The sequence below is a fragment of the Mycoplasma cottewii genome (genome assembly GCF_024918975.1).
In the GTDB taxonomy this organism is placed as follows: Bacteria; Bacillota_I; Bacilli_A; order Mycoplasmatales; family Mycoplasmataceae; genus Mycoplasma; species Mycoplasma cottewii.
This window is the reverse complement of record NZ_CP103424.1, coordinates 263,655-278,591: the sequence shown is the minus strand read 5'-3', so window position 1 is coordinate 278,591 and position 14,937 is coordinate 263,655. Positions and strand designations below refer to the sequence as shown.

Here is a 14,937-nt window from a genome sequence, read left to right as displayed (position 1 = left end):
CCTCCTATTCTGAATAAAATAAAAATTGATCTAAGAATTTAACATTGTTTTCATAAAAATCACGAATATTTGAAATACCGAATTTAAGCATACAAATTCTTTCGATACCTATTCCAAATGCTAATCCTGTTGTAGTTGTAGGATCTAATCCATTTAGTTGCATAACTTGTTGGTTAATCATTCCAGCACCTAAAATTTCAATTCATCCAGAATATTTACAAATTGCACAACCTGTTGATTTACATTTAAAACAACTTATATCAACTTCAACACTAGGCTCGGTGAAAGGGAAATAACTAGGACGCATTCTAATTGTTACTGATTTATCAAACAATCTTTGACACATATATTTTAAAATTCATTTTAAGTTAGCAAAACTAATTTTTTCTCCAACCATAAATCCATCGATTTGCATAAATTGGTGAGAGTGAGTTGCATCATCATCATCACGTCTATAAACATTACCATAACTAATAATTGCTAAGTTTTTATCATCAGTTTTACTTTCTGCAAGTTTAGATAACATTCTAGAAGTCATGTTTGTACAATGAGTTCTTAACACTGTACTTTGATTTAAATAGAAAGTATCTTGCATATCTCTTGCTGGATGACCTAAAGGTAAATTTAATAATTGGAAGTTGTAAAAATCTTCTTCAATTTCAGTACCACTAACCATTTCATAACCAATTTCAGTAAAAATATCACTAATTTCTTCAATAACTATATTTAATGGATGTTTTGTACCGAATTTAAAATTATTAGAATTTAAACTTACATCTATTTTTTCTTTTTCTAATTGTTCTAATAAAGCTGCTTTTTTAAGTTGTTGAGATTTTGTTTCTATTTTAGAAATGATTTCACTTCTAATTTCATTTGCTAGTTTTCCTATTTCTTGTTTTTCTTCTTTACTTATATCTTTAATTGATTTTAAAATTGAATTTAAAGGTGAGTTTTTACCTAAAAATTCTTTTTTTACTTCTTCAATTGATTTTAGATCATTAGCTTGTTCTATTTTTAAGTTGAAATTATTTAAAATTTCTTGAGTTTGTTTTAACACACAATCACACACTTTCTACATAAAGACAATTAGTAATATTTTACTATTTTTTTACTGTTTTTTATATCGTTTTGCTATTGAAGTATTTTTTATATTGTTTTAAGTTCATTTTTAATTCTAATTAATGAGTTTTGTTTTTCTTCTAAATCAATTACATAAGCATCAATTAAAAGTTTAAAAGTATAATCATTTTTTAATTTTTTACTAATAAATTTTAAAATATTAAATAAGTTTTTTTGAAATGAAAGTTCAAGTTTTAAAAATTGATAATCATACATATAATCATGATTATATTGTTTGTTGAATTCAACTCAATTTTCTTTTAATGCATCGCAAAATATTCATTTAATTAAGCTTTCGTTTATAAATTCTTTTAAAGTTGAATAACAATTTAATAAAAATTTATTGTACTGGATTTGACAAAATTGATCATCTTGAGTTTCAGATAAATAAGTTTGACAAGCTTTATTAGTTTTATTAAATAATTCTCTTAATTGATCAATTTTATTTTCAATACTTTCAATCATTAAAAATGAAAATTTTAATTTACTACTAGATTGTAAATAAGTTATAAAATTAGGTTTTGAAATTATGTCTGGATATGGTTCAAAACTTCAATTGATAGATATATTGTTGTATTTAGTTTTAATATTTTTACTAATAAATTTATTACAAAATTCATTTGAAATTTTATTGTAATCTATCATATTAACTCCTTTGTGTTTATAGTTATATTTTAAATTAAAATTAACAAAAAAATATGTCAATTAATGACATACTTTTATTCAGCTTGAGTAGCTTGAGTTAATGGTGTTTTTTTAACTTGTTGGTTTGAGAAGAATCAACCAATAAATAGAATAAATGCAATAATAAAGAATGTTATAAATAAATATTGAACTTCAAATGGTAAGAAAATATAAATATGTCATTTATAACTTACATAGTATAAGAGTGATAATCAAATAGCGTTTGATAACGAATAAGCAAGAATAAATGAAATAAATGCACCTATTACATAACTTCCCATAACAATTCAGTTAACTTCAAAATCTTTATATCCTATAGCTCTTAGTACTAGTATTGTCTTTTTAGATTCTCCAACAACTATATTCATAATTACTACTAAAATAATTACTAATAAGAAAGTAGTTAACACAATAAATATAGCCATGATTCGATGCATAATTTTTAATACTTTTTCAATACCTTGTTTTCCTAAGTTATATGAAAATAATTTAGAATTTAATCTTGAGTTTTTACCAGGTGTTGGGTTTGAAGTATTATAAACATCAATTTGAGTATCGATATTTCTATAAAAACTAATAAAGTCATTAATTTCATCAAACATCGAACTGAATAGTGATAAAAATACTGGTGTTTTATCTTTAATATCTAATGAAATATTTCTTTCTTTATATTTAAATGAGTTGAATGAATCTTCAACATTTTGTAAGTCAAATTCTCCATCCAATAATTTGTGTGTTGATCATAAAGTTGTAAAATGTTTTGGACTATCGGTGTTTTTATCATATAAAGTATCTGTAAACATTTTTGAAGCAAACACTTTGTAATCTAAAACAAGATCAGGAACTTTTGAAAGTGATAAAGTAATTGACTTATTAATACCTACAATATTTAAAACAAATTTTCTAGCGATAGAAGTTTTAGTTTCTAGTTTAATCTTACTATCAATACCATAACCATTAGATTTAGCATAATAATAAGGTACTATTGTGTTAAACATTGGTAATTTTTCTTTCGTTTCAGGGTCAATATATACTAAATTCTGATCTGAAACTTTTTCAAATTGTTCTTCAGTTATACCTTCGAAATTTAAGAACTTTCTAACATCAGCAAATCTATTGTTATTCATTTCAAATAAATTCAATCTTAATAATCCAGGATCTTCAACAAATTTAGCAAATACAGATGATGCTAATAAATCAGTATTTTTGTCATATAATAACTGGTTAAATGTTAACACAGGGTTGTTTGAGTAATTTTCTTTAAGTTTATCAAGAATTAAAGACATAAACATTACGTTTTGACTGGCATTTGATAAGTTATTTGATCCAATCAATGAGTTAACTGAAATAGGAAGAAGTCCTGGTTGTTGTTTAACTAATTCTTGTATTTCTTTTACTAGTGGGTTTGATCCAATAGTTCAATATTTTTGATCATCAGGATCAAATTGTTTTAGTAATTTATCATTTTCATTAACTTCATCTCAGTACTTAGAGATATTTTTTTCTTTATCAGGAATATTTTTATCTATTTTATAATTGTAAAACACTTTAAATAGTGCATAAGTTTGAGCTAATTTGTAAGAAAATGTTTTTGAAATAGAAGATAAGAACAAACTATTATGTTTTTTGTCTTGAATTGATTCTAATCCAACAAAAGTTTTAGACATATTTTCTAAATTAGGTTCATCAAAATTAAAGAATATATTTTTATCGTCCTTAAAGTCTATTAATTTCTCATCGATATTTCCATTTGCTTCAATAAGTCTTAATAATGATTTTCATTTTTCATTATTATTAAATAAATTAAAAGTCGAAAGCACATTTAAGAAGTATTTTTTATTTTTTAAAACTGGATCGTTATCTTTTTCAGAAATAGCTTCTTTTTGATTGTTTTGCAAGAATGGTGATAAACGTTTTTTAGCATATTCTAATGGAAGTAATATAGATAATTTATCTTTTTCTTCACTCTTATAAGTATTATTTAATAATCTAAATAATAACTCAACTCTATATCTTGAATCAGATTGGTCCGTTTGTTCATTTAATCATTGATTAACTGTTTTTTTATCTAAGTCGTGATATTTTAATTGTTCTCGGTTATCAGAATTATTTTTTGAAAAATCATATTTACCATCTTTTGAAGTTATATCAATATCTCTGTTATTTTTTCATGTTCATCTATGATCAACGCTTGATTTTATTTCTGCTAAACCTTGATTAATTGATTGAGTTAAAATAGTTTGAGCTCCAAACAATAATGAATATGATAAAGAAGCAAAAACAAACAAGCATTGAACTATTGTGAATTTACCAATTGAAGTTTTAATAAATGATAATCTCATTCTATAGTTAAATCCGATATTTCTTTTAGAAAGCATGTTAGAGAATCAACCACTTTTAATTCTTCTTTTAATTCTTTTAGCATTATTCATCAATGATAAAACCGGTTCTCTTATATATAAAATAGTTAATGCATAAGATAAGAACAAGAATATCAATGGAATTAATGCAAATAAGTTAAAGAATAAACCTGGTGAAAAATAAACTCTGCTAAAGACAAATGTTACCGAACTTACAAAGTTAGAAGCTAAGTTGTTTTGAATAGGAATTGATAATAGATATCCTAAAAAGATTCCTAAAAAGATTGTTATTCAGGTTTTTAAAGCAAATATTCAAGAAAGTTCTATAACTTTATATCCAAATGATTTAAATATTCCTAACTGTCTTCTAGTTTCATTCATTTCTTTTCTTAAAGCAAAGTTAATAAATATAAAAGCTAGAATTAGAACAGTTACTCCTAAAACCATATAAATAATAACTTGAACTCTAATTGAGTTAATATCTTTTGCAACTCTTGAAAAATTTCATTCAACATAAGGAGGGAAAGATTTATCAAAAAATGCTGTTTTTATTCCTTTGTTTGAATTGCTATTAAAAATAATTTCTTTAAAACATTCTTCAGCAGTTAATGATTTATTGTTATTTAAATTTTTAATTTTAAATAAAACATCATAAGATGAATCCTTTTCTGTTGAAAAGTTTCATCTAGATTCTCTCATTTGATTAATGAAATTATTATTTGCATATCCAATTACAAATGTTGGTTTTTCTTGGAAAAAATCAAAAGCAGAATTTTTAGATGAAATATCATCAAAAGTTGAACCTATACCAACAACTTTAGCTTTTAATGATGTTAAATAAAATGCATCTTTTTTATCGATAAATGGCATCAAAAGATCTGCTTTATTTGAAGAAGGAATTGAAAAAATATCATTTAAATTTATATCATTAGCTTTTGCAAAAGCTGAAGAAATAACTATTTCTGGAGTCAGAACTTTATTATAATCAATATCATGTTCTCATTTCTTAGCAAATGTTGAATGATTATAATTTTTATTATCTAACTGAACTTGGTTAAAATATCGATTTGTTTCTTTAAACTGTTCAATATCAGATGTTAGTTGTAATGTTTTTATTGGTAATAATTGACCAACTTGTTGTTCATTTAAAGTAAAGCTTTTAGTAGTTTGAACTGAATATTTATCAGAATGTTTGCTGATTATTTTATTAATTAAATAAACTCTATCGTCATGATCGTTTACAGATAAAATTTTGTTTTCATACTGTTCAGAAAACATATCAAATGTTGGTAGATATACTTCTTTTTTCTTTTCATTAATATCTTTTGATATTTGTCTAAACTTGTTTTGAATATAATTGAATAATTTAATTATGTCTCTTTTTTTTATTAATTCTCTAATTTCAAGAATATCATTTTTTATCTGATTCTTATCAATTGATTTTATACCGTTCATTAAAAATAAATTGTCAATTTTTGAATAAGCTCTATAAGCTTCAGATATAAGAAAACTTAAATCTTTACTTTCTAGTTTTAAATTATCAACGTTAAAAGAACCTGGCTCTATTTTAGGAATACCATTTTCAAATTCTATATTTAATTTATTAAAAACATTATTTTTAACAAAATTTCTAAGTAACCTTTTTGCAATTTCATTTACTACATTTCTAAGATTAAAATCATTTCTTTCGTTAGCTTTTTCTATAAAAGCCGTACTTTTTAATAAAGCACCACTTCTATATTTTTGTAAATCACTGTTAATCAAATCACTTATATAGTTTGCAATAATTATGTCTTTTTCTGAAGTTAAATCTAAAATATATCTATTATTATCATTTCTTTCAGGTAAATCTTTTTTATCAAAATTTTGCTCAATTTCACTATTAATAGCTTCTATATAACGATCTGATAAAACATTATTAATTTCTTTATCTCTATTTTCTTTTTCAAATTGTTCATTTAAATAAAAATAATTGTAAGTAAATTCAGGACTATAAGTCATATTTTCACTTCTAATTAATGAATTATATGAAATATTAGTTTTTGATAATTGATTTATTTTCGAATTTAATTGTAATGGTGTTGATAACATTCCTAAAATTACAGTTGACAACATTATAATAAAAAACAAAATACCAAAAGTAGTTACGAAATTTTTTTGAAAGAAAGTTTTTAAATAACTTTTTATTATATTTCTCATATTTAAAAACACCTTCTTTCATATCATTCTAATTATAATTTATCACAACTATTTTAAAGATAATTATATTTTATTTTTTTATAAATAACAAAAAAGAACCATAAGGTTCTTAATTAAACTGGCAACTCGCTATCTTCTCGCTAACGCAATATTTTCACCGTAATAGAGCTTAACTTCTGTGTTCGGCATGGTAACAGGTGTGACCTCTATGCTATAACCACCAGATTAGTTTTTTGGATTGTTCTTTGAAAACTGAATACTAGCTTGAAATGTATTGTTATAAATTGCATTTTCTAAAAATTCACTCGATCTATTAGTAATGGTTAGCTTAACGCCTCACAGCGCTTACACATCCATCCTATCAACCATGTGGTCTACATGGGATCTTACATCTTACGAATGGGAAAATTCATCTTAAAGGGGGCTTCTCGCTTAGATGCCTTCAGCGATTATCCTGTCCGCACATAGCTACCCTGCTATGCCACTGGCGTGACAACAGGAGCACCAGGGGTGCGTCCATTCCGGTCCTCTCGTACTAGGAACAGCTCTCTTCAATTTTCCTACGCCCACAACAGATAGGGACCAAACTGTCTCACGACGTTCTGAACCCAGCTCGCGTACCGCTTTAATGGGCGAACAGCCCAACCCTTGGAACCGACTACAGCTCCAGGATGCGATGAGCCGACATCGAGGTGCCAAACCTCCCCGTCGATGTGAACTCTTGGGGGAGATAAGCCTGTTATCCCCGGGGTAACTTTTATCCGTTGAGCGACGGCCCTTCCACTCGGGACCGCCGGATCACTAAGTCCTACTTTCGTATCTGTTCGACTTGTAAGTCTCGCAGTTAAGCATCCTTCTACCTTTGCGCTCTATGTATGATTTCCAACCATACTGAGGATACCTTTGAGCGCCTCCGTTACTTTTTGGGAGGCGACCGCCCCAGTCAAACTACCCACCAGACACTGTCCTTAACCCGGATAACGGGTCGAAGTTAGAAATCCAATGTAACGAGGGTGGTATTCCAAGGTTGACTCCACCAGTACTGGCGTCCTGGTCTCATAGTCTCCCACCTATCCTCTACACGTTACACCAAATTTCAATATCAAGTTATAGTAAAGCTCCACGGGGTCTTTCCGTCTAGTTGCGGGTAACCGGCATCTTCACCGGTACTAAAATTTCACCGAGTCTGCAGCCGAGACAGCGAAGGGATCATTACACCTTTCGTGCGGGTCAGAATTTACCTGACAAGGAATTTCGCTACCTTAGGACCGTTATAGTTACGGCCGCCGTTCACCGGGGCTTCAATTCAAAGCTTCGCTTGCGCTGACTTCTCCTCTTAACCTTCCGGCACTGGGCAGGTGTCACCCCCTATACATCGTCTTGCGACTTAGCAGAGAGCTGTGTTTTTGTTAAACAGTTGCCCCTCCCTCTTCACTGCGGCTCATCAAAGATGAGCACTCCTTCTTCCGAAGTTACGGAGTTATTTTGCAGAGTTCCTTAGCTACAGTTATCTCGCTTGCCTTAGGATTTTCTCCTTGACCACGTGTGTTCGTTCTAGGTACAGGCAGTTAATTATTAATGTTAGAAGCTTTTCTTGGAAGCGTGGAGTCATATACTTCGTTACTAGGCGAACCGTTCACTCCCCATCACACTTCAACGTTAATACAACACGGATTTGCCAATGTTGCCGTCTTTGTGCTTAGCCCGGGACAACCAGCGCCCGGGATATACTATCCTTCTCCGTCACTCCATCACTAATTAACTGGTACAGGAATATCAACCTGTTGTCCATCGACTACGCCTGTCGGCCTCGCCTTAGGTCCTGACTAACCCTGGGTGGACGAACCTTGCCCAGGAAACCTTGGTCAAACGGCATGGAAGATTCTCACTTCCAAACGTTACTCATGCCGGCATAATCACTTCCAAGCGCTCCACCAGTCCTTACGGTCTGACTTCATCGCCCTTGGAACGCTCCCCTACCACTGTACTTGCGTACAATCCGTAGCTTCGGTGGTAAACTTAAGCCCCGGTACATTTTCGGCGCAGAATCACTCGACTAGTGAGCTGTTACGCACTCTTTAAATGATGGCTGCTTCTAAGCCAACATCCTAGCTGTCTGTGCAGTTCCACATCCTTACACACTTAGTTTACACTTAGGGACCTTAGCTGACGATCTGGGCTGTTTCCCTCACGAGCATGGACCTTATCACCCATGTTCTGACTGCTATGCACAAGTTATGGCATTCGGAGTTTAATTCTAATCAGTACCGCTAGGTGCAGCCATCATAGATTCAGTGCTCTACCTCCACAACAATTCACATAACGCTATCCTTAAAGATATATCGGGGAGAACTAGCTATCTCCGGGTTCGATTGGAATTTCACCGCTAGCCACAAGTCATCCAAAGTCTTTTCAACGAATACTGGTTCGGTCCTCCATTAGGTTTTACCCTAACTTCAACCTGCTCATGGCTAGATCACCCGGTTTCGTGTCTACTACTACATACTAAACGCCCTATTAAGGCTCGCTTTCACTACGGCTCCATCTATATCGACTTAACCTCGCATGCAATAGTAACTCGCCGGCTCTTTCTACAAAAAGCACGGTATCACCCATTAACGGGCTCTACCTTCTTGTAAGCATATGGTTTCAGGATCTCTTTCACTCCCCTCTCGGGGTGCTTTTCACCTTTCCCTCACGGTACTGGTTCACTATCGGTAAAATGGTAGTATTTAGGCTTACCAAGTGGTCTTGGCAGATTCCGACAAAATTTCACGTGTTTCGCCGTACTCAGGATACTTTCTCGAGGTCATTGCATTTCGTATACGGGGGTATCACCCTCTATGCCGCTACTTCCCAATAGCTTCTACTATACAATAACTTTGTAACTCTAACAAAAGTCCTACAACCCCGCCCCGTAGAGCGGTTTGGCCTGTTCCGCGTTCGCTCGCCACTACTAACAGAATCATTATTATTTTCTTTTCCTCTAGGTACTAAGATGTTTCAGTTCCCTAGGTTCCCTTCTTATAAGCTATGTATTCACTTATAGATAACATGAGATAAATCATGTTAGGTTTCCCCATTCGGACATTCCGGGATCGCAGCTTACTTCCAGCTCCCCCAGACTTTTCGCAGGTAATCACGTCCTTCTTCGGCTCCATTTTCCAAGGCATTCACCATATGCCCTTACTATTTTTTTAGAAAATCTTTCTAGCAATTTGTAACTCAATTAATTTTAGTTAATTGTTTTGATGTCATTACGAATAATTTCGTAATAATTATCTAATTATATGTTGTTATAATCAGAAAATTGCATTTCATCTAATATTCAGTTTTCAAAGAACAATCATTTTCAGAGATTTATACAATCCCTGAAAACTAAATAGAACTAAAATAGTCAATAATAAATGTTTTATCTCCATAGAAAGGAGGTGATCCATCCGCACGTTCCCGTACGGATACCTTGTTACGACTTCACCCCAATCGCCAGTCCTACCTTGGGAGGCGCTCTCCTTGCGGTTAAGCTACCCACTTCTGGTATTACCAACTCTCGTGGTGTGACGGGCGGTGTGTACAAGACCCGAGAACGTATTCACCGCGACATAGCTGATTCGCGATTACTAGTGATTCCGGCTTCATGAAGTCGAGTTGCAGACTTCAATCCGAACTGAGACTGGCTTTTTGAGATTAGCTCCCCCTCGCGAGATTGCGACTCTTTGTACCAGCCATTGTAGCACGTGTGTAGCCCAGGACATAAGGGGCATGATGATTTGACGTCATCCCCACCTTCCTCTAGCTTACACTAGCAGTCTCGTTAGAGTCCTCAACTTAATGTTAGTAACTAACGACAAGGGTTGCGTTCGTTGCGGGACTTAACCCAACACCTCACGGCACGAACTGACGACAACCATGCACCACCTGTCTCAATGTTAACCTCCACTATATCTCTATAGCTTTGCACTGGATGTCAAGCCCTGGTAAGGTTCTTCGTGTTGCTTCGAATTAAACCACATGCTCCACCACTTGTGCGGGTCCCCGTCAATTCCTTTGAGTTTCACTCTTGCGAGCATACTACTCAGGCGGAGTACTTAATGCGTTAGCTGCGGCGCTGAGATAATCCCAACACCTAGTACTCATCGTTTACGGCGTGGACTACTAGGGTATCTAATCCTATTTGCTCCCCACGCTTTCGTGCCTCAGCGTCAATAACAAGCCAGTAAGCCGCTTTCGCCACAGGTGTTCTTCCATATATCTACGCATTTCACCGCTACACATGGAATTCCGCTTACCTCTCTTGCATTCTAGTAATGCAGTTTTCAAGGCGAACCGGAGTTGAGCTCCGGGCTTTAACCTCAAACTTGCAAAACCGCCTACGCACCCTATACGCCCAATAAATCCGGATAACGCTTGCCACCTATGTATTACCGCGGCTGCTGGCACATAGTTAGCCGTGGCTTTCTGGTAAGGTACCGTCAATATAGAGGCATTTCCTACTCTATTTTTTCTTCCCTTACAACAGAGCTTTACAACCCGAAGGCCGTCATCGCTCACGCGGCATTGCTTCATCAGACTTTCGTCCATTGTGAAAAATTCCCTACTGCTGCCTCCCGTAGGAGTCTGGGCCGTATCTCAGTCCCAATGTGGCCGATCAACCTCTCAGTTCGGCTACGTATCATCGCCTAGGTGAGCCATTACCTCACCTACTAGCTAATACGCCGCATCCCCATCTCATAGTGAACCAAACGGTCCTTTCAATCTTTTCTCATGCGATAATAAGATTCACATGCGGTATTATCTTTCGTTTCCAAAAGTTATCCCCCGCTATGAGGTAGGTTAGATACGTGTTACTCACCCGTTCGCCACTGGGGTGCAAGCACCCCCGTTCGACTTGCATGTATTAGGCATGCCGCCAGCGTTTATCCTGAGCCAGGATCAAACTCTCATTTTAAAATTGTTTTATAAATTAAGTTAGATTCTGACTATTTTATTATTGTTTTAATATAAGTATTTTGTATTACTCAAATTCATCTTTTTGACAAGATTTGTACAATAATTTGTTCTATTTAGTTTTCAAAGATCGTATCGTTTTTTCTTTATCTCTTAACGACAAAAATAAGTATATCTTTATTATTTTATTAATACAAGTGTTTTTTTAAAAAATTTTAAAATTTTTCAAATTATAAAAAAATAAGTCTTCTGAGCACTTCAGAAAGACTTAAATAATATATTAAATATAGCTTAAATACTAATTATTTATAACAATACCTTTATATCTTGTTGAAAATAACAATGTATCAACTATACCTTGAACACCAAATCCAGAATATTTAACTCCTAAGAAAGGAAATACATCAGGACCACGTTGAGATTTACCATTAATATTTACAGTTCCTACTTCAAGTTTATTAGCTATTTTTAAAGCTTTATCTAAATTATTTGAATAAATACTTGCTTGTAGTCCGAAATTAGAGTCATTTGCAACTTTAATCATTTCATCAATTGAATTAATTCTAATAATAGGTAAAACTGGACCAAAAGGTTCTTCTCATGCTAATTTCATATCAGTTGTTACATGATCAACAAGTGTAGGATAGATTAAATTATTTTCTCTTTTATCTCCAGTTATAATTTTTGCACCTTTATTTTTAGCATCATTAATTAAATCTCAAACAAAATCAGCAGACTTATTATCTATTAAGCAAGTAATATCAACGTTATCTTTAGGTAAACCTACAGTTAATTTTTCAATCTTAGTTTTTAAAATATCAATTAATTTATCAGCAATTTCATCTGTTGTAATAACTCTTTTAATTGCTGTACATCTTTGACCAGAATAACTAAAAGCACCTGAAACTATTTCTTTTGCATATTTTTCTAGATCATAATCATCTAAAACAATAGCCGGATCTTTTCCACCTAGTTCTAAAACAACATCTTTTGTTGAACTAATTTCAAGTAATCTTTTACCTACTTCAACACTTCCTGTAAATGAAATAAAATCAGCTAATTTATTTGTAATTATTTCATCACCAATCTCACGACCACGTCCTGTAACGACATTAAAGATTCCTTTAGGTAGATTTGCTTTATATGCTAGTTCACCTAGTTTAGCTCCAATTAAACTTCCTTGAGTGGCGGGTTTAAAAACTAAAGTATTTCCTGTAACTAATGCTGGAATGATTTTTGCTAATGATAAATTGATTGGATAGTTAAAAGGACTAATTGCTACTCCAACTCCTTTTGCAACTCTCATAAATGTACCAATTTTATTTTTAGCGCCATATTTAGCGCCATCAATAATTAAAGTTTTTAATTGTTTAACTTCTATAAAAGTTTGATCTATATATTCAACACTTCTAATTACTTCAGTTAAACATTCTTTATAAGGTTTAGCAATTTCACTCATAATGATTTGAGCTAATTCTTCTTTATTTTCATTAATTAAATCTTTTCATTTATTTAGAATTTCAATTCTTTTATCTAAATCAGTTTCTTCTCATTGTTTTTGAGCTTGTTTAGCACTTTTAAAAGCATTATCTATGTCTTGTTTTGTTAAACTAGGAACAGTTCCAGCAATAGAATTATCAACAGGGTTAATTATTTCTAATTCTTTATTATTTTCAAATAACTCACCATTAATAAGTGTTTTAAATTTATACATAAACATCCTCCGTTCTCTTATATAAAATTATATAAAAAGTTTTGCTTTATATTTCTATATCTATTTATTTAAATAAAAAACAACTCTAATGAGTTGAATTATTTAGCGTTATTAATTTCATACATGATAATTGAACCAGCAACAGCAGCGTTTAAGCTATCTACATCTTCTTGCATTTCAATTTTAACATTAACATCAATTAAGTTTAAAAGTTCAGGACTTATCCCTTTAGATTCATTTCCAATAATTAATGCATATTTATCATCTGAATCGAATTTGATTTTTTGCAATGGTTTTGCATTATGATGAAGTGATGTTCCAACTATAATGTAATTATTTTCATGTAATATGTTAATAACTTTAATTAAGTATTCATTAAATAAATTTACTTTAAATAAGTTACCTTGAGTTGAACGCAACACTTTTTGATTATAAAATCCTGCACTATTTGGTGAAGCTATAATAGTTTTAAAATTAAAACTTGCTGCACTTCTAATTAATGTTCCTAAATTACCCGGATCTTGAACGTGATCTAATAATAAAATATCATTTTCTAAATCAATTATTGGATCTTCATCCATACTACATACTGCAAAAACTTCTTGACTTGTTGTTGTGTCACTAAGTTTTTTAGCTACATTTGATGATATTTCAATTACTTCATCAATATTAGGTATTTCATCTTTTAAAACACTTAATGCTTTTTCTGTTGCTAGTAAAGTTTTGATAATCTTATGATTATAAGCTTCTAAAACCATATGAAAACCTTCAACTATAAATAGTTTTTTACTATTACGGTGTTTAGTGTCTTTAAGTTTTAAAATATCTTTAATTTTTGGATTTGTTGTAGAAGTTATTTTTTCCATAAAGTTTACCTTCTAATAATTATTATCTTGTCTTTTGAAATTAATTTCATTTTTAATATTATAAGCATCCATTATTTCTTTTTGACTGTAATTTTTAACAGAGCAAATATTTAAAAATGAATTTAATAAATCAGCATATGTTGTTTGATTTTTATTATTTATAAAATTAGCTAATTTATTAACTATATTAAAATAAGCATCTATATTGTTTTTAAACATTAAATTTTGATATTCAAATTTATTAAAATCATAATTCATTTGATTTCCGATACTTATTAAAAAGTGAATACAATCAATATATTCATCTAATTGAACTGATAATTCTGCTTCTTTTTTGTTTGATCAGTATTTAAATACTCTCTCTTCATTAGCATATTCACCTAATTCAACTAGAAAAGCAATAATTTTTTTATTCAATATTTCATCATCAACAATAAATTGTTTTTTATTAGAAATATATGAATCTAATTTAGTTTGTTTTTCACTTAATCATAATAATGTTTTATTATCTAACATTTTTCTCCTTTTAATTAATTGTTATCGCGTTCAGCTACTAACATTAACACTCCAGCAATAATACCTAAAAGCAATCCAAACATAATTGATAGAACACTCATAATTACTCTATATTTATATGTTTTTTGTTTTAGTGATTTTAAACCTAATGCAACCAGAATTATATATGGTATAAACGCAACAGAAAAGAATGCAATAATAACTACTGGAAATATTTTAGCTGATGTTAAAGCCGGATCAATATCTGGAGTTGTAGCAAGATCTAACAAGATAGGTATTGTAGTAATAATATAAATTATTCCACCTAGTGATCCAAAGCATCCTAAAATTAAACTAAGCATTACTCCTGTTTTATAAAGATCTGATATTTTTTTTGGTTTTTTAGATTTGAATTGTTCAAACATCATTTGTTCGTTTGTCATTTGTTCGTTTGTCATTTGTTCGTTCATAAGTTATTTCCTTTCTTTTTTTAATGCACATATAATAATATTTTACTTACTAAATGTAAATACATAACATATCTTTAAAAATA

7 protein-coding genes and 3 rRNA genes are annotated in these 14,937 nt (G+C 31.1%); all 10 read right to left on the bottom strand.

What is annotated here, in order from left to right:
* Positions 1 to 4 precede the first annotated feature (4 nt).
* The 10 genes from pheS to NX779_RS01145 all read right to left on the bottom strand — a co-directional run bounded on the left by pheS (position 5) and on the right by NX779_RS01145 (position 14,854).
* Entirely contained in the window at positions 5 to 1,057 is a 1,053-nt protein-coding gene (gene pheS / locus NX779_RS01190) for a phenylalanine--tRNA ligase subunit alpha (protein WP_259430385.1), read from the bottom strand.
* 89 nt (positions 1,058 to 1,146) lie between these two features.
* The gene (locus NX779_RS01185) at positions 1,147 to 1,764 is read right to left on the bottom strand and encodes a hypothetical protein (RefSeq protein ID WP_259430384.1); all 618 of its coding nucleotides are present in this window, start codon (positions 1,762 to 1,764) and stop codon (positions 1,147 to 1,149) included.
* Between the two features lie 74 nt (positions 1,765 to 1,838).
* Entirely contained in the window at positions 1,839 to 6,362 is a 4,524-nt protein-coding gene (locus tag NX779_RS01180; RefSeq protein ID WP_259430383.1) for an ABC transporter permease, read from the bottom strand.
* Positions 6,363 to 6,478: 116 nt separating this feature from the next.
* A 5S ribosomal RNA gene (gene rrf, locus NX779_RS01175) occupies positions 6,479 to 6,587 on the bottom strand.
* Between the two features lie 67 nt (positions 6,588 to 6,654).
* Positions 6,655 to 9,562 (bottom strand): 23S ribosomal RNA (locus NX779_RS01170).
* 224 nt (positions 9,563 to 9,786) lie between these two features.
* Positions 9,787 to 11,310: ribosomal RNA gene (locus NX779_RS01165) — 16S ribosomal RNA — on the bottom strand.
* Together the 16S, 23S and 5S rRNA genes form the textbook arrangement of a ribosomal RNA operon.
* A gap of 297 nt (positions 11,311 to 11,607) precedes the next feature.
* On the bottom strand, positions 11,608 to 13,023 hold the full coding sequence (locus NX779_RS01160) for an NADP-dependent glyceraldehyde-3-phosphate dehydrogenase (protein ID WP_259430382.1): 1,416 nt from the start codon (positions 13,021 to 13,023) through the stop codon (positions 11,608 to 11,610).
* Positions 13,024 to 13,121: 98 nt separating this feature from the next.
* Positions 13,122 to 13,889 carry a TrmH family RNA methyltransferase gene (locus NX779_RS01155; RefSeq protein ID WP_259430381.1) on the bottom strand — a complete coding sequence of 256 codons (768 nt, stop codon included), beginning with the start codon at positions 13,887 to 13,889 and terminating at the stop codon, positions 13,122 to 13,124.
* 12 nt (positions 13,890 to 13,901) lie between these two features.
* Positions 13,902 to 14,405 carry a dUTP diphosphatase gene (locus NX779_RS01150; RefSeq protein WP_259430380.1) on the bottom strand — a complete coding sequence of 168 codons (504 nt, stop codon included), beginning with the start codon at positions 14,403 to 14,405 and terminating at the stop codon, positions 13,902 to 13,904.
* 14 nt (positions 14,406 to 14,419) lie between these two features.
* Positions 14,420 to 14,854: a hypothetical protein gene (locus NX779_RS01145; protein ID WP_259430379.1), complete on the bottom strand. Its 435-nt coding sequence runs from the start codon at positions 14,852 to 14,854 to the stop codon at positions 14,420 to 14,422.
* Positions 14,855 to 14,937 lie beyond the last annotated feature (83 nt).